Here is a 16,852-nt window from a genome sequence, read left to right as displayed (position 1 = left end):
GCTCGGCCTTAGAAGTCCCAGTCTTCGTCCTCGGTGTTCACGGCCTTGCCGATCACGTAGGAGGAGCCGGAGCCCGAGAAGAAGTCGTGGTTCTCGTCCGCGTTGGGCGAGAGGGCCGACAGGATCGCGGGGTTCACATCGGTGACCTGCTTGGGGAACATCGGCTCGTAGCCGAGGTTCATCAGCGCCTTGTTGGCGTTGTAGTGCAGGAACTTCTTGACGTCCTCGGTCAGGCCGAGCTGGTCGTAGAGGTCCTGCGTGTACTGCGCCTCGTTGTCGTAGAGCTCGTAGAGCAGCGAGAACGTGTAGTCCTTGATCTCGTCACGCTTGGCCTGGTCGACCCGCTCGAGCCCCTTCTGGAACTTGTAGCCGATGTAGTAGCCGTGCACGGCCTCGTCGCGGATGATCAGGCGCACGAGGTCGGCCGTGTTGGTGAGCTTGGCGCGCGAGGACCAGTACATCGGCAGGTAGAAGCCCGAGTAGAAGAGGAACGACTCCAGCAGCGTGGAGGCGACCTTCCGCTTCAGCGGGTCGTCGCCGCGGTAGTAATCCATCACGATGGACGCCTTCTTCTGCAGGTTCGGGTTCTCCATCGACCAGCGGAAGGCCTCGTCGATGTCCTGGGTGTTCGACAGGGTCGAGAACACCGAGGAGTACGACTTGGCGTGGACCGACTCCATGAACGCGATGTTCGTGTAGACGGCCTCCTCGTGAGGCGTGATCGCGTCCGGGATGAGCGAGACGGCGCCGACGGTGCCCTGCACGGTGTCGAGCAGGGTGAGCCCGGTGAACACGCGCATGGTGAGCTGCTGCTCCTGGTGCGTGAGCGTGTTCCACGACTGGATGTCGTTCGACAGCGGGACCTTCTCGGGCAGCCAGAAGTTGCTCGTGAGGCGGTTCCACACCTCGACGTCCTTGTCGTCCTGGATCCGGTTCCAGTTGATCGCCTGGACGGAGTCGACGAGCTTGAGCTTCTCGGGGGGAGTCATGATTCCTTCTCGCTGCTGCGGATGGGTCGTGCGGAGGGGGGTGGGGCTGCGTGCTCTAGAGCATGCACGAGACGCACTGGTCGAGCTCGGTGCCCTCGAGCGCCAGCTGACGGATGCGGATGTAGTAGATCGTCTTGATGCCCTTGCGCCAGGCGTAGATCTGAGCGCGGTTGACGTCGCGGGTGGTCGCCGTGTCCTTGAAGAAGAGCGTGAGCGAGAGACCCTGGTCGACGTGCTGCGTGGCGGCGGCGTAGGTGTCGATGATCTTCTCGTAGCCGATCTCGTACGCGTCCTGGTAGTACTCCAGGTTGTCGTTCGTCATGAACGGCGCCGGGTAGTAGACGCGGCCGAGCTTGCCCTCCTTGCGGATCTCGATCTTCGACGCGATCGGGTGGATCGAGGACGTCGAGTTGTTGATGTACGAGATCGAGCCGGTCGGCGGGACGGCCTGCAGGTTCTGGTTGTAGATGCCGTGCTCCATGACCGAGGCCTTGAGCGCACGCCAGTCGTCCTGGGTGGGGACCGCGATGCCCGAGTCGGCGAAGAGGCGGGAGACGCGCTCGGTGGCCGGCGCCCACTCCTTCTCCGTGTAGGTGTCGAAGAACTCGCCCGAGGCGTACTTCGAGTCGGCGAAGCCCTCGAAGGTGGTGCCGCGCTCGATGGAGAGGTTGTTGGAGGCGCGCAGGGCGTGGAACAGCACCGAGTAGAAGTAGATGTTGGTGAAGTCGATGCCCTCCTCGGATCCGTAGTGGATCCGCTCGCGGGCGAGGTAGCCGTGCAGGTTCATCTGGCCGAGGCCGATGGCGTGCGACTTGTCGTTGCCGTCCTCGATCGAGCGGACCGAGGTGATGTGCGACTGGTCGGACACCGAGGTGAGGCCGCGGATCGCGGTCTCGATGGTGCGGCCGAAGTCGGGCGAGTCCATCGTCAGCGCGATGTTCAGCGAGCCGAGGTTGCAGGAGATGTCCTTGCCGATCTGCGCGTAGGAGAGGTCCTCGTTGTAGGTCGTCGGAGTGTTGACCTGGAGGATCTCGGAGCAGAGGTTGGACATGTTGATGCGGCCCTTGATCGGGTTCGCCTGGTTCACCGTGTCCTCGAACACGATGTAGGGGTAGCCCGACTCGAACTGGATCTCGGCGATGGTCTGGAAGAACTCGCGCGCCGAGATCTTGGTCTTCTTGATGCGCGGGTCGTCGACCATCTCGCGGTACTTCTCCGAGAGGGAGATGTCACCGAAGGGGATGCCGTAGACGCGCTCGACGTCGTAGGGCGAGAAGAGGTACATGTCCTCGTTGTTCTTCGCGAGCTCGAACGTGATGTCGGGCACGACGACGCCGAGGGAGAGCGTCTTGATGCGGATCTTCTCGTCGGCGTTCTCGCGCTTGGTGTCGAGGAAGCGGAGGATGTCGGGGTGGTGCGCCGAGAGGTACACCGCTCCCGCGCCCTGGCGCGCGCCGAGCTGGTTGGCGTAGCTGAAGCTGTCCTCGAGGAGCTTCATCACGGGGATGATGCCCGAGGACTGGTTCTCGATCTGCTTGATCGGGGCGCCGGCCTCGCGGATGTTCGAGAGCGAGAGGGCGACGCCGCCGCCGCGCTTGGAGAGCTGGAGCGCGGAGTTGATGCCGCGGGCGATCGACTCCATGTTGTCCTCGATGCGCAGCAGGAAGCAGGAGACGAGCTCGCCGCGCTGGGCCTTGCCGGTGTTGAGGAAGGTCGGGGTCGCGGGCTGGAAGCGGCCGGCGACGATCTCCTCGACGAGGGCGGTCGCGAGCGTCTCGTCGCCCTGGGCGAGGCCGAGGGCGGTCATCACGACGCGGTCCTCGAAGCGCTCGAGGTAGCGCTTCCCGTCGAACGTCTTGAGCGTGTACGAGGTGTAGTACTTGAACGCGCCGAGGAAGGTCGCGAAGCGGAACTTCTTCGAGTACGCCAGGTCGTTGAGCTGCTGGATGAACTCGAACGAGTACTGGTCGAGCACGGCCTGCTCGTAGTACTCCTTCTCGACCAGGTAGTCGAGGCGCTCCTTGAGCGTGTGGAAGAACACCGTGTTCTGGTTGACGTGCTGCAGGAAGAACTCGCGAGCGGCCTCGCGGTCCTTGTCGAACTGGATCTCTCCGTTCGGGCCGTAGAGGTTCAGCATCGCGTTGAGCGAGTGGTAGTCCATCTGTGCGGCATCGCGGGGAGCGTCGATCACTGCTGCGTCCAAAACGTGTCCAATCCTTCATCGACGGCGCGGACGTCGTCGGGTGTTCCGAATACTTCGAATCGATAGAGGTGCGGCACCTCGCACTTGCGGGCGATGATGTCGCCGGCGAGGCAGTACGCCTCGCCGAAGTTCGTGTTGCCGGCGCCGATGACGCCGCGGATCAGGGAGCGGTTGCACGGATCGTTGAGGAACCGGATGACCTGCTTGGGGACCGCTCCCCCGCCGTTGCCGCCGCCGTAGGTGGGGAGGACGAGCACGTACGGCTCGTGGACGTGGAGCGTGTCGAGGGCGGCTCCGTCGCGGCGGGCGTGGAGCGGGATGCGCTGCGCCGGCCGTCCGAGCTTCTCGATGAACCGGTGCGTGTTCCCCGAGCTGCTGGAGAAGTACACGAGCCCGCTCATCCTTCGGCCCCTCTCCCCGTCAGCTGCTGTTCTCGGTCCCGCCTCCGAGGCGGCTGCGCGGCGAGCCGCAAGGCGGAGGAGGAAGCCGCAGCGGCGCTACGGCGCCCGCCGACGACGTCGCGGATCGCCGTCCGTGCGCCTCAGAGGGTCGCGATCTTGTCGGGGCGGAAGCCGGACCAGTGGTCGTCGTCCGTGATGACGACCGGCGCCTGGAGGTAGCCGAGGGCCTTGACGGCCTCGAGGGCCTTCTCGTCCACGGAGAGGTCGAACACCTCGTAGTCGATGCCCTTGCTGTCGAGGGCGCGGTACGTCGCGGTGCACTGGACGCAGGAGGGCTTGGTGTAGACCGTCACAGCCATGGGTGTCGCCTTTCGGAGGGGGGTGTCCCGGTGCCGCTCCCCGACCGGCGGCCCGCGATGCGGGCGGGGTCGGAGGGTGGTCCGGGTGAGTTCTGGGTGCCGGTGGGGCTCTCGCTCCGACCTGCTCAGCAATACTACATATAGGGGGCGGGCCGGTGTCAGCCCACTAGACGTAGTAGTTACAGCCGTGTAGTTATCCACCGGTTCCTCCCCCGTTCATCCACAGGCCGGAGTCCGTGGAACCGCGGAAGGACGCGGATCCGGACGAACCATCCACAGGTGTGGACAGAAGGATCCCGTTCACTGTGTACAACGCGCCACGGCGTGTCGGCATGCCCGACCGGTGGGGTCCGCGCGGCGGCTCGACCACAAGATGTGGTGGTCGGATCGCATCGCGGGGCATGCCCGGACGGTACGCCCGACCACCGACACCGCGAACGGTCAGAGGAGCTGCGCGGCCCACTCCCGGGCGACGGCGCGCAGGTGCGGGAGCGGGTCCGCGAGGGCCGCGGACGAGGAGCCCGCCGCCTCCGTCAGCGACACCGCCGCGGTGAAGCCGGGAGTCGGCGCCGCGATCGCCCCGGCGACGAGGAGCGTCCGCGCCCCGGCCGCCTCGGCGAGCGCGAGGACGTGCACCGGGACCTTGCCGGCGGCGGACTGCGCGTCGAAGCGCCCCTCCCCCGTGATGACGACGTCCGCGCCCGCGAGGAGCGCCGGGAGCCCGATCGCCCGTCCGACGGCGTCGGCGCCGGAGGTCGGGCGCGCGCCCCAGGCGAGCAGCCCGAAGCCCGTCCCGCCCGCCGCCCCGGAGCCCGGCGCATCGGGATCCGCGTCCAGGTGCGCAGCGAGACGGCGGAGGCCGCTCTCGAGGAGGAGGACGTCCTCGGGGCCGGCCCCCTTCTGCGGTCCGAAGACGCGGGCCGCCCCGGAGTCGCCGAGCAGCGGGGTCGCGACGTCGCTGAGCACGACCGCGCCTCCGGGCGGCAGAGGACGCAGCGCGCGGAGGTCGGCGGCGGCGAGCGCGGGCAGCGCACCGCCTCCCTCGCCGAGGTCGCGGCCGGAGGCGGTGGAGAAGCGTGCGCCGAGCTCGCGGAGCGCTCCGACTCCGCCGTCGGTCGAGGCGCTGCCGCCGATCGCCAGCAGCAGGGCGTCCGCCCCCGCGTCGAGGGCGGCGGCGATCGCGCGGCCGAAACCGCGCGTGTGCGCGGTAAGCGGGCGGAGCGGGTCGAGCAGCGTGATGCCGCTCGTGGAGGCGAGCTCGACGACGGCTGTCCCGTCGGGGAGCAGCAGCCACCAGGCGCGGACCGGCCGGTCGTCCGGGCCGGGCACGACGACCGGCCGCCGAAGCGACCCCGGGACCGCGAGCGCGAAGGCCTCGACGGTGCCCTCTCCCCCGTCGGCCATCGGCGCGAGGACGATCTCGTCCCCCGCGCGCGCAGCGCTCCAGCCCTCGGCGATCGCCCGCGCGACCTCGACCGCGCTCGCCGACCCCTTGAAGGAGTCGGGCGCGACGACGACCCTCAGCCTGCCCACGCGCTCAGTGTGGCACCGCGCCCGGCGCGGCCTCGAGCGGTCGCCCGTCCGCGACCTCGGTCGCGTCGCCCCCGTCGCGCGTCCACTCGTGGTGAGCGGCGTGTGCCGAACGAGCGGAGTCGCGGCCTCCTCCGATCGACCCCTGGAGCCGCGCGAACGCGCGTGGAGAGGGCCGCAGCCGCACTGCGCCGCCGCTCAGAGCGGGGTCGCGAGCCGGTAGCCGCGCTTGATCACCGTCGCCACGAGCCGCGGTTCGGGGAGGGCCTGACGGAGGCGGCTGACGGCGACGTCGACCGCGTGGTCGTCGAGAGCCTCCGGCGCGGAGGCCGCGAGGACGTGACGCGCGACGGTCGCGCCCTCGGCGGCGACGAGAGTCCGGAACAGCGCGAGCGCGACCGGGGTCAGCGCCACCCGGGTCCCGGCCAGGACCGCGTGCCGGCCTCGGAGCTCGAGAGTGCCGAAGGCCGTCTCGATGCGGGGCGACGCCTGCTCGAGGTGCTCGCAGGTCAGGCGGATGAGCGCGCCCATCCGGAACCGGTCCGGCACGACCGGGAGGATCCCTGCCTCGACCAGGGGTGCTGCGGTCACCGGGCCGACGGCGGCGGCGACCACCGTCTCGCGGAAGGCCGCCTGGAGGTCGTCGAGGCGGCCCGCGGCCTCCGCGACCGTGAAGAGCGCCTCCACCGCCGGCGCGCTGGTGAAGGTGACGGCGTCGATGCCCCCTCCGCAGACCGCGTCGATCAGCCGCAGCACCCGGGCGGAGTCCTCGTGCACGCTCCAACGGTAGGGCGCGGCCGTGAGCACCCGGGCGCCGGCGTCGCGGAGACGCTGCAGCTGAGCCGGGTCGGTGAATCCGTGCAGCTGCACCGCGATCGTGCGGCCGGCGACGCCCTCGCGCAGAGCCAGGTCGACGAGGGAGGTGGTCGTCTCGCGCTCGCTCATCCCGTGGTCGTCGAGACCCGCCGCACGGATCGCTCCGCGCGCCTTGGGCCCGCGGACGAGGATCCGCGCGGAGGACAGCGCGTCGGCCAGCTCGATCCCCGCGGCGTCCGCGGCCTCGAGCCAGCGCCGCAGGCCGTAGGAGGTGGTGGCGAGGAGCACGTCGGGACGGGCGGCGACGATGGCGCGGGTCTCCTCCTCGAGCGCGCCCTCGGTGTCGACGCCGCGCATTCGGATGGTGGGGGCGTGCGTCACGGCGGCACCGCGGCGCTCGAACGCGGCGATCAGGTCCTCGGAGCGGCGGTCGGAGGTGACCCCGATGCGGAAGCCGTCCAGCTGGTCGGGTCGGAACCCCACGGCGGCGTCGGGATCGGTGCCGGTCATGCTCGGCCCCCTCGAGATCTCACGCGGTCAGTGCATCGACCGCTCGGGCGATGCTCTCGGGGTCCCCCGCATCATGGCACGCGGCCTGCCGGACCACCTCGCCGATGACGATCACGGCGGGCGAGCGCGGTGCCAGCTCGGCGAGCAGGCCGAGCACTCCGCCGACCGACGAGACCGTCGTGCGCTGGTCGCGCGACCAGCCCCGCTCGACGATCGCGAGGGGCGTGTCGGCGCGCATCCCCGCGCGCTGCAGCCCGGCGACGAGGTGCGGGAGGGTGTTCACGCCCATCAGCACCACGATCGTCCCGCCCAGCCCGGCCAGATGGCCGAGCTCCTGCTCGCTGAACGGCGCATGGCCCGAGACCACGGTGAAGGCCCTGCTGACCTCGCGGTGGGTGACCGGGATCCCGGCGGCGGCGGGCACCGAGATCGCGCTGGTCACTCCGGGGACGACCGTGGAGCCGACGCCGGCCAGCCGGCACGCGCGCACCTCCTCCGACCCGCGGCCGAACACGAACGGATCGCCGCCCTTCAGGCGCACGACGTCCAGACCTGCGAGGGCCCGCTCGATCATCAGCCGCTCGATCTCGTGCTGCGGCACCGCGTGATGACCCGGCGTCTTGCCCACGTCGATCAGCTCGGCGCCGGGCGCCCACTCGGCCAGGCCCTCGTGCGGACCGAGCCGGTCGTAGAGCACCACGTCCGCGTCGCGGAGGGCGCGGCGGGCGGCGAGGGTCATCAGATCCGGATCGCCGGGGCCGCCGCCGACGATGCTGACGTGCCCGACCGGCCGGGTCGGCGCGGGGTCCTCGTCGACGATCCAGGGGCAGAGCTCGGCCGCCGCTGCTCGGAGCGGCGCCGGCCCCTCCACCCACACGATCAGGGCCGGGGGCGCCGGGGTGAGCGCGTCCTCCGCCTCGTGCCGCTCGACGAGTGCGCCGGCGGCTCGGTAGCGGGCGAGCACGCGGCGGGTCCCGGAGGCGGTGCCGATCACGAGCACACGGCGTCCGGCGAGGTCGAGGGAGAGCTGCATCACGAGTCCGATCCGATCCCGGCCGGACCGACGGGGATCCTCGGCCCCGCAACCAGCACGGGTCCGTCCGGTCTCTCGTCCCGGCCGGCGGGCCGGACCTGCCCGCGCTCGCGCACGGTCGCGACGCGCGGATCCGCGGTGTCCGGGGCGTTCACGAAGGAGCGGAAGCGGCGGAGCCGGTCGGGATCGGCGAGGGTCGCCGCCCACTCGTCGACGTAGGTGTCGACGTGCGTGGCCATGGCGGCCTCCAGCTCGGCGGCGATGCCGAGCGAGTCCTCGCAGACCACCTCGCGCACGTGCTCGAGTCCGCCGGGGAGCTCCTCCTGCCAGCGGGCGGTGCGCTGGAGCCGCTCGGCCGTGCGCACGTAGTACATGACGTAGCGGTCGATGTAGCGCACCAGGGTCTCGTCGTCGAGGTCCTGCGCGAGCAGCTGGGCGTGCGCCGGCTGGTAGCCGCCGTTGCCGCCGACGTAGAGGTTCCAGCCGAGGTCGCTCGCGATGACGCCGATGTCCTTCCCCCGCGCCTCGGCGCACTCGCGGGCGCAGCCGCTGACCCCGAGCTTGAACTTGTGCGGCGAGCGGAGACCCCGGTACCGCTCCTCGAGGAAGACCGCCATCCCGACCGCGTCCTGGACTCCGAAGCGGCACCAGGTCGATCCGACGCACGACTTGACCGTGCGCAGCGACTTGCCGTACGCCTGACCCGACTCGAAGCCGGCGTCGACGAGGAGGCGCCAGATCTCGGGCAGCTGCTCGAGGCGGGCGCCGAACATGTCGATCCGCTGCCCGCCGGTGATCTTCGTGTAGAGGCCGTACTGCTCGGCGACCTCGGCGATCACCTTGAGCTTCGCCGGCGTGATCTCGCCTCCGGGGATCCGCGGGACGACGGAGTAGGTGCCGTCCTTCTGCATGTTGGCCAGGGCGCGGTCGTTGGTGTCCTGCAGCGGCGCCTGGCCGCCGTCGAGGATGTAGGCGTTCGTCTGGGTGGCGAGGACGGAGGCGATCACCGGCTTGCACACGTCGCAGCCCAGCCCGGAGCCGAAGCGCTCCATCACCTGCTCGGCCGAGTGCAGCCCGAGGATGCGGACCGACTCGAACAGCTCGCTGCGGCTGAGCGCCACATGCTCGCAGAGGGCGCGGGAGACCTCGACGCCCGCACGGATCAGCTCCGTGTCGAGCAGCTTCTTCACCAGGGGCACGCACGATCCGCACTGGGTGCCCGCGCGGGTGCAGGCCTTGAGCGGCCCCAGCTCGGTGCACCCCTCGCCGATCGCGTGGCGGACCTCGCCGACCGAGACGTTGTTGCACGAGCAGACCTGGGCGTCGTCCGGAAGGTCGCCCGAGGGCGCCTCCGCCCCCGCCGCCGCGAGGTAGGCGCCGGGCTCGGCCGGCAGCTCGCGCCCCAGCAGCGGGCGGAGGGAGGAGTAGGGGTCCGCGTCGCCGACGAACATCCCGCCGAGCAGCGTGCGCGCATCGTCCGAGACGACGACCTTCTGGTAGAGACCGCGGGCCGGATCGGCGTAGACGACCTCGAGCGCTCCCTCCGTGGTGCCGAGGGCGTCGCCGAAGCTGGCGACCTCCACGCCCGAGAGCTTGAGCTTGGTGGCGTCGTCGACCCCCGGGAAGGTCGCGTCGCCGCCGAGGATCCGGTCGGCGACAACCTCCGCCATCGCGTTGGCGGGTGCGACGAGCCCGACGGTGCGGCCGTCGATCGCGGCGACCTCGCCGATGGCCCAGACTCCCGCCCTGCTGGTGCGGCAGGCCTCGTCGACGACCACGCCTCCGCGCGGTGCGACCTCGATCCCGGCCGCCCGGGCGAGCTCGTCGCGCGCCGTGATCCCGATGGAGAAGACCACGAGATCGGCGCTGATGCTGCTGCCGTCGGTCAGCGTGACGCCGAGCACCGTCCCTGTCGGCGAGGTGAGGATCGCGGTGGGCCGGTTGCCGAGGTGCAGCGCGATCCCCTGCGCCGAGATGATGCGGCCGAGGGCCTGCCCGGCGCCTTCGTCGAGCTGCGCGCTCATCAGCCAGCGGCCGGAGTGGACGAGGGCGGTGCGCGCACCGAGACGGTGAGCGCCTCCCGCCGCCTCGAGGCCGAGCAGACCGCCGCCGACCACGACCACGATCGCGGGGCGGCCGCGCCGGGCGCGGAACGCGGCGAGCTCGGCGACGAGCCCGTCCACGTCCTCGAGCGTGCGGTAGACGCGGCCGTGCTCGGCGCCCTCGATCGGCGGGACCGTGGCGGAGGAGCCCGTCGCCAGGACGATCTCGTCGCCCTCGAGGGAGCGGCCGTCCGCGAGCTCGACGCGCAGGCGGTCGGGATCGATCGCGACGACACGGGAGGAGGTGATCAGCCGCGCCGACTCCCACAGAGCGCCGTCGCCCAGAGTCAGGTCGTGCTCGCCGTCGAGGCGCTTCGAGAGTGCGACGCGGTCGTAGGGACGGTGCACCTCCTCGCCGAGGACGGTGATCTCCAGCGCCTCGTCGCCTGCCCGGGCGACGAGCGCGTCGACCAGGCGGTGCGCGGCGGGTCCCGCTCCGACGACGAGCACGCGTCGGGGCCGGGCGGCGGGGTTCGCTCCAGGAGTCATGACGTCCACCGTAGGGACGGCCCGTTTCCCCGCCGTTGCCCCTGTGTAACAGCGTGTGACGCGCGCCTCTCGGCGAGCGCCGCAGGCCGTGAGGGCTTCGTTACGCCCGTGACACCGGAGGCGTGCTCGCACGAAACGCGCGATCCCTACCGTTGCCTCATCGCGTCCGACCGGATGCGGTGGCCCACCCGCAGGAAGAAGGCGCAGCGATGACCCTCCTCGATCGGCTCGCCCCCGCGACCGCCACCACCTGGGTGCCGGTCTGCGCCGTCGGCGACCTCGAGCCGCTCTGGGGCGAGGCCGCCCTGGTCGGCGGTGTGCAGCTCGCCCTGTTCCTCCTGCCCGACGGGCGGGTGCGGGCCGTCTCGAACCTCGACCCCGCGACCGGCGCCGCCGTGCTCTCACGCGGCATCGTCGGCTCGCGTCTGGTCGACGGGGTGCAGCGGCCCACGATCGCCTCCCCCCTGCACAAGGACGTCTTCGACCTCGAGACCGGCGCCTGCTTCACACGAGCGGAGCTGCACCTCGCCACCTGGCAGGTGCGCGAGAGCGACGGCACGATCGAGGTCGCCCAGCGGACCGCTCTGGTCGCCGCGTCCCACGGGACCTCCGACGACGACGGGAGGCGTGCCGTCGCCGCGCTGGTCGAGGCGGTCCGCCGGGCCAACCCGGCGCTGGACGTGCTCGACTCCTTCGTCGACGTGCAGCAGCCCGACGTCCCCGCGACCCTGGGTTCTCTCGAGCCGGGCCGGCCGGCGGTGGTCGTGCCGCTGCTGCTCTCGGCCGGCTACCACGTGCACGTCGACCTCGCCGAGGCCGCGGCGGAGGCGGAGCGGCCGGTGCGGGTCTCGGGCGCGCTCGGACCCGATCCCCGCCTGGCGCGCGTGCTCGCCCGCCGGCTCCACGAGGCAGGGCTCGACGACGGCGACCGCGTCGTGCTCGCCGCTGCCGGCTCGAGCGACGCCGGTGCCGTCGCGGACTGCTGGACCACCGGCCGCCTCCTCGCCGCCGAGCTCGGCCGCGAGGTGAGCACCTCGTTCATCTCGGCCGCCGAGCCGCGGATCGCGGAGGCGGTCGCCGCCGAGCGCGCCGCCCACCCCGGCGCGCGCGTCGTGGTCGCCACCTACCTGCTCGCGCCCGGCTACTTCGCCGGCCTGGCCGCCTCCGCGGGGGCCGACCTCGCCTCCGCTCCCCTCCTCACCGCCGTCGATCCGCCCGCCCGCGAGCTGGTCGACATCGTCTCGGAGCTGTTCGGGCGCAACGCCTGACGCCTCCTCCCCGCACCACCACCGCTCCACCTCCCCGTCCCGAGCGCGCCCTCGCGCGCGCCGCCCACCCTCCGGAGGACCACGATGACTGCTGCACCCCCGACCACCGTCCCCACGACCGCCGCCACATCCACCGGCATCATCCGACGGCCGGGCCGCTGGATCGACGGCTGGAACCCCGAGGACCCCGCCCAGTGGGAGGCGGAGGGACGCTCCGTCGCCGCTCGCAATCTGAGGTGGTCGATCTTCGCCGAGTTCCTCGGCTTCGTCGTCTGGCAGCTCTGGTCGGTCGTCGTCGTCTCGCTGCCGGCGGCCGGGTTCGCCTTCGACACCGGGCAGATCTTCTGGCTCATCTCGATGCCGAGCCTCGTCGGCGCCACCCTGCGGATCCCGTACACGTTCATGGTCCCCCGCTTCGGCGGCCGCAACTGGACGATCGTGTCGGCGGGCCTCCTGCTGATCCCGAGCGTCGGACTCGGCATCGCGGTCTCGAATCCGGAGACCCCGTTCGGCGTCATGCTCCTGGTGGCCGCGCTCGCCGGCTTCGGCGGCGGCAACTTCGCCAGCTCGATGGCGAACATCACCTTCTTCTACCCGCACGCGCAGAAGGGCTGGGCTCTGGGGCTCAACGCCGCGGGCGGCAACCTGGGCGCCTCCGTCGCGCAGCTCGTCGTGCCGATCGCGATCACCGTCGGCGCCGCGGCCACGCTGAACCTGCCGATCGCCGGCTTCCTCTGGGTCCCCCTGATCGTCGTGGCGATGATCGGCGCCGCCAAGCGCATGGACAACCTCTCGACCGCGAAGTCCGACGTCGCCGCCTCCCTCGCCGCGCTCCGCGAGCCGCACCTCTGGCTGCTGGCCGTGCTCTACATCGGCACCTTCGGGTCCTTCATCGGATTCGCCGGCGTGTTCCCGAAGCTCATCGCCGACACCTTCCCCGAGTTCTCCGGCTTCGCCGTCGGCTCGGCGACGGTCGGCCTCGCGTTCCTCGGCTCCCTGGTGGGCTCGCTGTCCCGCCCCTCCGGCGGCCGTCTGGCCGACCGCTTCGGCGGAGCGCCTGTCACGGTCCTCGCCTTCGTCGCCATGGGCGCCGGGATCCTCGGCGTGATCGCGACACTGCCGCTCGGCAGCTTCTGGCTCTTCCTCGCCTGCTTCCTCGTGCTCTTCTCGGCGGCCGGTATCGGCAACGGCGCGACCTACCGCATGATCCCCACGGTGTTCGCCCTCCGCGCCCGCCAGCGCGGCGACGACGGCATCGGCGCCCAGCGCACGTCCGCCGCGGCGCTCGGCCTGATCTCGGCGATCGGCGCCTACGGCGGCTTCGTGATCCCCCAGCTGCTCGGCTTCTCCAAGACCGAGTTCGGCGACTACACCACGGCGCTGGGCTGGTTCGTCGGCGCCTACGCGGTGATGCTCGCGATCACGGCCGGCGTCTACCTCCGCCTCGCCGCGAAGACGGGGACCCGGATCTGACGATGAGCGCACCCGCCCCGACCGACTCCCACTGCCCGTACTGCGCCCTGCAGTGCGCGATGACGCTGACACCCGCGGCGGGCCCCGTGCCCCTGGCGGTCGAGGGGAGGGAGTTCCCGACGAACCGGGGCGGGCTCTGCGCCAAGGGCTGGACCTCCGTCGAGCTGCTGGCGAGCGGACAGCGACTGGTCTCCCCGCTGCTGCGCGGCGCCGACGGCGTCCTCGCGGAGGCGTCGTGGGAGGAGGCGCTCGACGCGGTCGCCGCGGCGGTGCGCGGCGTCCGGGCGCGGCACGGCGCCGACGCGGTGGCCGTCTTCGGCGGCGGGGGCCTCACCAATGAGAAGGCCTACCAGCTCGGGAAGTTCGCTCGAATCGCTCTCGGCACCTCCCGGATCGACTACAACGGCCGCTTCTGCATGTCCTCGGCCGCGGCGGCCGGCAACCGCGCCTTCGGCGTCGATCGCGGACTGCCGTTCCCGGTGTCCGACCTCGACGACGCCGACACGATCCTGCTCCTGGGCTCGAACGTCGCCGCGACGATGCCGCCGCTGCTCGCCCACTTCGCCGGTGCCCGCTCGCGGGGCGGCCTGGTGGTCGTCGACCCGCGCCGCTCGGCCACCGCGCGGCTGACGGAGGACGGCGCCGGCACGCATCTGCAGCCCGCTCCCGGGACGGATCTGCCGCTCCTGCTCGGGCTGATCCACCTGGTCTTCGCCGAGGGCCTCGCCGACACCGCCTACCTCGCCGCGCGCACGACCGGCGCCGAGGCGGTGCGCCGCAGCGTCTCGGCGTGGTGGCCGGAGCGCACGTCCGCGGTCACGGGCGTGCCGACCACGCTCCTCCGCTCCCTCGCGCGCCGGCTCGCCGCGGGGCGGTCGTTCGTGCTGACCGGCCGCGGGGTCGAGCAGCACGTCGACGGCACCGACACCGCGACCGCCGCGATCAACCTCGCTCTCGTGCTCGGCCTGGTGGGTCGCGAGGGGTCGGGGTACGGCACGCTCACCGGTCAGGGCAACGGCCAGGGCGGACGCGAGCACGGACAGAAGGCCGATCAGCTCCCGGGGTACCGCTCCATCCGCGATCCGGAGGCGCGGCGCCACGTCGCCGCCGTCTGGGACGTGACGCCCGAATCGATCCCGGGCCCAGGGCTGCCCGCCACCGCCCTGCTCGCCGAGCTCGGACGCTCCGTGCACTGCCTGCTGGTGCACGGCTCCAACGTGGTCGTCTCGGCCCCGGACGCCGACGCCGTCCGCGCCGGGCTCGAGGCCCTGGACACGCTGGTCGTCTGCGACTTCTTCCTCTCCGAGACCGCCGCGCTGGCCGATGTGGTGCTCCCGGTGCCGCAGTGGGCGGAGGAGGAGGGCACGATGACCTCGCTCGAGGGCCGGGTGCTCCGCCGCCGCCGGGCGATCGACCCGCCGGCAGGAGTGCGCAGCGAGCTCTGGATCATGAGAGAGCTGGCGCGCCGTCTCGACGCCCCCTCGAGCTGGTCGGCGGTCCCCTCGGAGGTGTTCGACGAGCTGGCCCGCGCGTCCGCGGGAGGCGTGGCCGACTACTCCGGCCTCTCGCACGCCCTGCTCGACACCGGGATCGCCGCCCACTGGCCCTACCCAGCGGGCGGCACGGGGACGCCGCGCCTCTTCGCTGAGCGCTTCGGGCACCCCGACGGCCGGGCGCGCCTGGTCGCCGTCATTCCCGCCGTCCCCGTCGTCGTGGACCGCGGCGAGGAGCTGACCCTCGTGACCGGCCGCTACCTCCAGCAGTACCAGTCGGGCACCCAGACCCGGCGGGTCGCGGAGCTCGATGCGGCCCGCCCCGAGGCTCGGCTCGAGATCCACCCGGCGACCGCCTCCCGGCTCGGCGTCCGCGACGGAGCACCTGTGGCGATCGGGAACGCGCGCGGCGTGGTCCGCGCCCGCGCGAGCGTCACCGCGGACATCCGCCACGACACGGTGTTCCTGCCCTTCCACTACGCGGGTGAGCAGTGCGCGAACCTCCTCACCGAGGCCGTCGTGGACCCGGTGTCGTCGATGCCCGAGTTCAAGCGCACGCGGGTCTGGGTCCGCGCGGAAGGGACGGCACATGCCTGAGACACCTCCCGAGCGGATCGTCCTGATCGGCTATGGCCCCGTCGGCTCGCGCTTCGTCGAGGAGCTGCTGCCGGCCGTGCGGGCCGGTCTGGTCGCGCTGACGGTGGTCGGCGCCGAGAGCGACGACCCGTACAACCGTGTCCTGCTCGCGGAGTACGCCGTCGGCCGGGCGACCCGCGAGCGCCTCGACCTCGGCGACCGGACGGCGGCGGAGGCGGCGGGCGTCGTCCTGCGCCTGGGAGCGGCCGTCGTGGGGATCGACCGCGCGCGGAACGTCGTGCGGCTGCACGACGGCGAGCGGCTGCCCTACGACCGCCTCGTCCTGGCCACCGGCGCCCGGGCGAACGTGCCGACCCTCGCCGGGATGGAGCGGTCCCGACGCGAGCGGACGGTGCGCGCCGCCGATCCGGAGTCGCTCGACGCGGGCTCCCGGCCCCTCCCGGAGCGGGTGGTGGCGCTGCGCGACCTGGCCGACGCCCGGGTGGTCCGCGAGTCCGTGCGCTCCGGCGCGCGCCTCGTCGTGCTCGGGGCGGGAGTGCTCGGGATCGAGTTCGCCCTCGCGGCCGCCGAGCAGGGCGCGCAGGTGGTGGTGGTCTTCCACGGCGACATCCCGATGGCCCGCAATCTCGACACGGGCGGGGGCCGGATGCTGGCCGCGGCCGCCCGCGCGGCCGGCGTCGAGATGGTGGCGCACGCCCGGTCCGAGAGCGTCCTGCTCGCGCACGACGACCGCGGCCGTGCGCACTTCCAGGCGCTCGTCTGCGCTGACGGCAAGCAGATCGAGGGGGATCTGCTGGTGCTCTCGTGCGGTGTCGGTGCGCGGGTCGAGCTGGCCGCGGGCGCGGAGCTCGCCGTCTCGACCGGGATCCTGGTCGATGAGCAGCTGCGCAGCTGGAGCGACCCGGACGTCTTCGCGATCGGCGACTGCGCGCACGTCGCCCCCCGCGGCTCGGCCCTGCCCGACGGCCGCGTGCCCGGCGGACCGAGCGGACTGATCGGTCCGGGATGGGAGCAGGCGGACCGGCTCGCAGCACGGATCCGGGCGGAGGCGGAGGGCCGCTGCGGCGAGGAGCGCGTCCCCGACGCCCGACCGGCGGTCGTGATGCTGAAGGCCGAGGGCGTCGACCTCGTGGCAGGAGGCGACGTGGCTCCGGAGCCGTGGGACCCGCACCGCCCGGGCGAGGAGCACCTCGAGGTGACGCTGTGGGCTGACCCCTCCCGCGGCGGCTACGCCAAGCTCGTGACCGCAGGAGGAGTGCTGCGCGGGTTCGTCTCGGTGGGTCTGCCCCGGGTCGGCGCCGAGCTCAGCCTCCTCTTCGAGCGGGGCTCGGAGCTGCCGGCGGACCGGTCGAGCCTCCTGCGTCTGGACGCCCCGGATGCGGGCGCCGCGGCGACCGGCGATCCGTTCGCCCCCGATGCCACGGTCTGCTGGTGCAACGGCGTGACGGCGGCGGTGATCACCGATGCGGCTGCGGCGGGACACGGGACGGTCGCCTGCGTCGGGCGGGCGACCCGCGCCGGCACGGGCTGCGGCGGCTGCACCGGTCGTATCGCCGAGCTGCTCGCGCGGACGGCGGTCCCCGCCTGAT

Annotated in this window: 12 protein-coding genes; 4 read left to right on the top strand and 8 right to left on the bottom strand. The window is 72.3% G+C overall.

Features of this window, described 5'->3' with window-relative positions:
- Positions 1-8: 8 nt before the first annotated feature.
- The 8 genes from nrdF to nirB form a co-directional block, all read right to left on the bottom strand.
- The gene (nrdF, locus tag C5C37_RS15195) at positions 9-989 is read right to left on the bottom strand and encodes a class 1b ribonucleoside-diphosphate reductase subunit beta (RefSeq protein WP_104224358.1); all 981 of its coding nucleotides are present in this window, start codon (positions 987-989) and stop codon (positions 9-11) included.
- 55 nt (positions 990-1,044) lie between these two features.
- Positions 1,045-3,150 carry a class 1b ribonucleoside-diphosphate reductase subunit alpha gene (gene nrdE / locus C5C37_RS15190; RefSeq protein ID WP_104234484.1) on the bottom strand — a complete coding sequence of 702 codons (2,106 nt, stop codon included), beginning with the start codon at positions 3,148-3,150 and terminating at the stop codon, positions 1,045-1,047.
- Between the two features lie 26 nt (positions 3,151-3,176).
- Positions 3,177-3,593 (bottom strand): class Ib ribonucleoside-diphosphate reductase assembly flavoprotein NrdI, encoded by a 417-nt coding sequence (nrdI, locus tag C5C37_RS15185; RefSeq protein WP_104224357.1) that lies wholly within the window; start codon positions 3,591-3,593, stop codon positions 3,177-3,179.
- Positions 3,594-3,733: 140 nt separating this feature from the next.
- Complete coding sequence (nrdH, locus tag C5C37_RS15180; RefSeq protein WP_068255139.1) at positions 3,734-3,952, bottom strand: glutaredoxin-like protein NrdH; 219 nt, start codon at positions 3,950-3,952, stop codon at positions 3,734-3,736.
- A 441-nt stretch (positions 3,953-4,393) separates the two neighbouring features.
- Positions 4,394-5,476: a glycerate kinase gene (locus C5C37_RS15175; RefSeq protein WP_219814497.1), complete on the bottom strand. Its 1,083-nt coding sequence runs from the start codon at positions 5,474-5,476 to the stop codon at positions 4,394-4,396.
- A gap of 204 nt (positions 5,477-5,680) precedes the next feature.
- Positions 5,681-6,808: a uroporphyrinogen-III synthase gene (locus C5C37_RS15170; protein WP_104238252.1), complete on the bottom strand. Its 1,128-nt coding sequence runs from the start codon at positions 6,806-6,808 to the stop codon at positions 5,681-5,683.
- Positions 6,809-6,827: 19 nt separating this feature from the next.
- Positions 6,828-7,841: a uroporphyrinogen-III C-methyltransferase gene (gene cobA / locus C5C37_RS15165; RefSeq protein WP_104315618.1), complete on the bottom strand. Its 1,014-nt coding sequence runs from the start codon at positions 7,839-7,841 to the stop codon at positions 6,828-6,830.
- A complete protein-coding gene (gene nirB, locus C5C37_RS15160) occupies positions 7,841-10,432 on the bottom strand; it encodes a nitrite reductase large subunit NirB (protein ID WP_104339194.1) in 2,592 nt (863 codons plus the stop codon). Before nirB ends, cobA begins: the two co-directional genes overlap by 1 nt.
- Positions 10,433-10,641: 209 nt before the next feature.
- Here nirB and nirD point away from each other — a divergent pair, with 209 nt between their 5' ends.
- The 4 genes from nirD to C5C37_RS15140 all read left to right on the top strand — a co-directional run bounded on the left by nirD (position 10,642) and on the right by C5C37_RS15140 (position 16,851).
- Positions 10,642-11,700 carry a nitrite reductase small subunit NirD gene (nirD, locus tag C5C37_RS15155; RefSeq protein WP_104224353.1) on the top strand — a complete coding sequence of 353 codons (1,059 nt, stop codon included), beginning with the start codon at positions 10,642-10,644 and terminating at the stop codon, positions 11,698-11,700.
- An 84-nt stretch (positions 11,701-11,784) separates the two neighbouring features.
- Positions 11,785-13,173 (top strand): MFS transporter, encoded by a 1,389-nt coding sequence (locus C5C37_RS15150; protein ID WP_104224352.1) that lies wholly within the window; start codon positions 11,785-11,787, stop codon positions 13,171-13,173.
- A 2-nt stretch (positions 13,174-13,175) separates the two neighbouring features.
- Positions 13,176-15,263 (top strand): molybdopterin oxidoreductase family protein, encoded by a 2,088-nt coding sequence (locus C5C37_RS15145; protein ID WP_104269655.1) that lies wholly within the window; start codon positions 13,176-13,178, stop codon positions 15,261-15,263.
- A complete protein-coding gene (locus tag C5C37_RS15140; RefSeq protein WP_104269656.1) occupies positions 15,256-16,851 on the top strand; it encodes an NAD(P)/FAD-dependent oxidoreductase in 1,596 nt (531 codons plus the stop codon). Before C5C37_RS15145 ends, C5C37_RS15140 begins: the two co-directional genes overlap by 8 nt.
- Position 16,852: the final 1 nt, after the last annotated feature.

It is taken from the genome of Rathayibacter sp. AY1F9 (genome assembly GCF_002932155.1).
Lineage (GTDB): Bacteria > Actinomycetota > Actinomycetes > Actinomycetales > Microbacteriaceae > Rathayibacter.
Note: the sequence above shows the minus strand (reverse complement) of the source record. Positions and strands in the feature narration are given on the sequence as shown.

What these genes read in the sequence shown, in the direction of transcription:
- C5C37_RS15145 (WP_104269655.1), top strand. Translation starts at nt 13,176, where the DNA reads ATGAGCGCACCCGCCCCGACCGACTCCCACTGCCCGTACTGCGCCCTG.
- C5C37_RS15170 (WP_104238252.1), bottom strand. Translation starts at nt 6,808, where the DNA reads ATGACCGGCACCGATCCCGACGCCGCCGTGGGGTTCCGACCCGACCAG.
- nrdI (WP_104224357.1), bottom strand. Translation starts at nt 3,593, where the DNA reads ATGAGCGGGCTCGTGTACTTCTCCAGCAGCTCGGGGAACACGCACCGG.
- nrdH (WP_068255139.1), bottom strand. Translation starts at nt 3,952, where the DNA reads ATGGCTGTGACGGTCTACACCAAGCCCTCCTGCGTCCAGTGCACCGCG.
- nrdE (WP_104234484.1), bottom strand. Translation starts at nt 3,150, where the DNA reads ATGGACTACCACTCGCTCAACGCGATGCTGAACCTCTACGGCCCGAAC.
- nirB (WP_104339194.1), bottom strand. Translation starts at nt 10,432, where the DNA reads ATGACTCCTGGAGCGAACCCCGCCGCCCGGCCCCGACGCGTGCTCGTC.
- cobA (WP_104315618.1), bottom strand. Translation starts at nt 7,841, where the DNA reads ATGCAGCTCTCCCTCGACCTCGCCGGACGCCGTGTGCTCGTGATCGGC.
- nrdF (WP_104224358.1), bottom strand. Translation starts at nt 989, where the DNA reads ATGACTCCCCCCGAGAAGCTCAAGCTCGTCGACTCCGTCCAGGCGATC.
- C5C37_RS15140 (WP_104269656.1), top strand. Translation starts at nt 15,256, where the DNA reads ATGCCTGAGACACCTCCCGAGCGGATCGTCCTGATCGGCTATGGCCCC.
- C5C37_RS15150 (WP_104224352.1), top strand. Translation starts at nt 11,785, where the DNA reads ATGACTGCTGCACCCCCGACCACCGTCCCCACGACCGCCGCCACATCC.
- nirD (WP_104224353.1), top strand. Translation starts at nt 10,642, where the DNA reads ATGACCCTCCTCGATCGGCTCGCCCCCGCGACCGCCACCACCTGGGTG.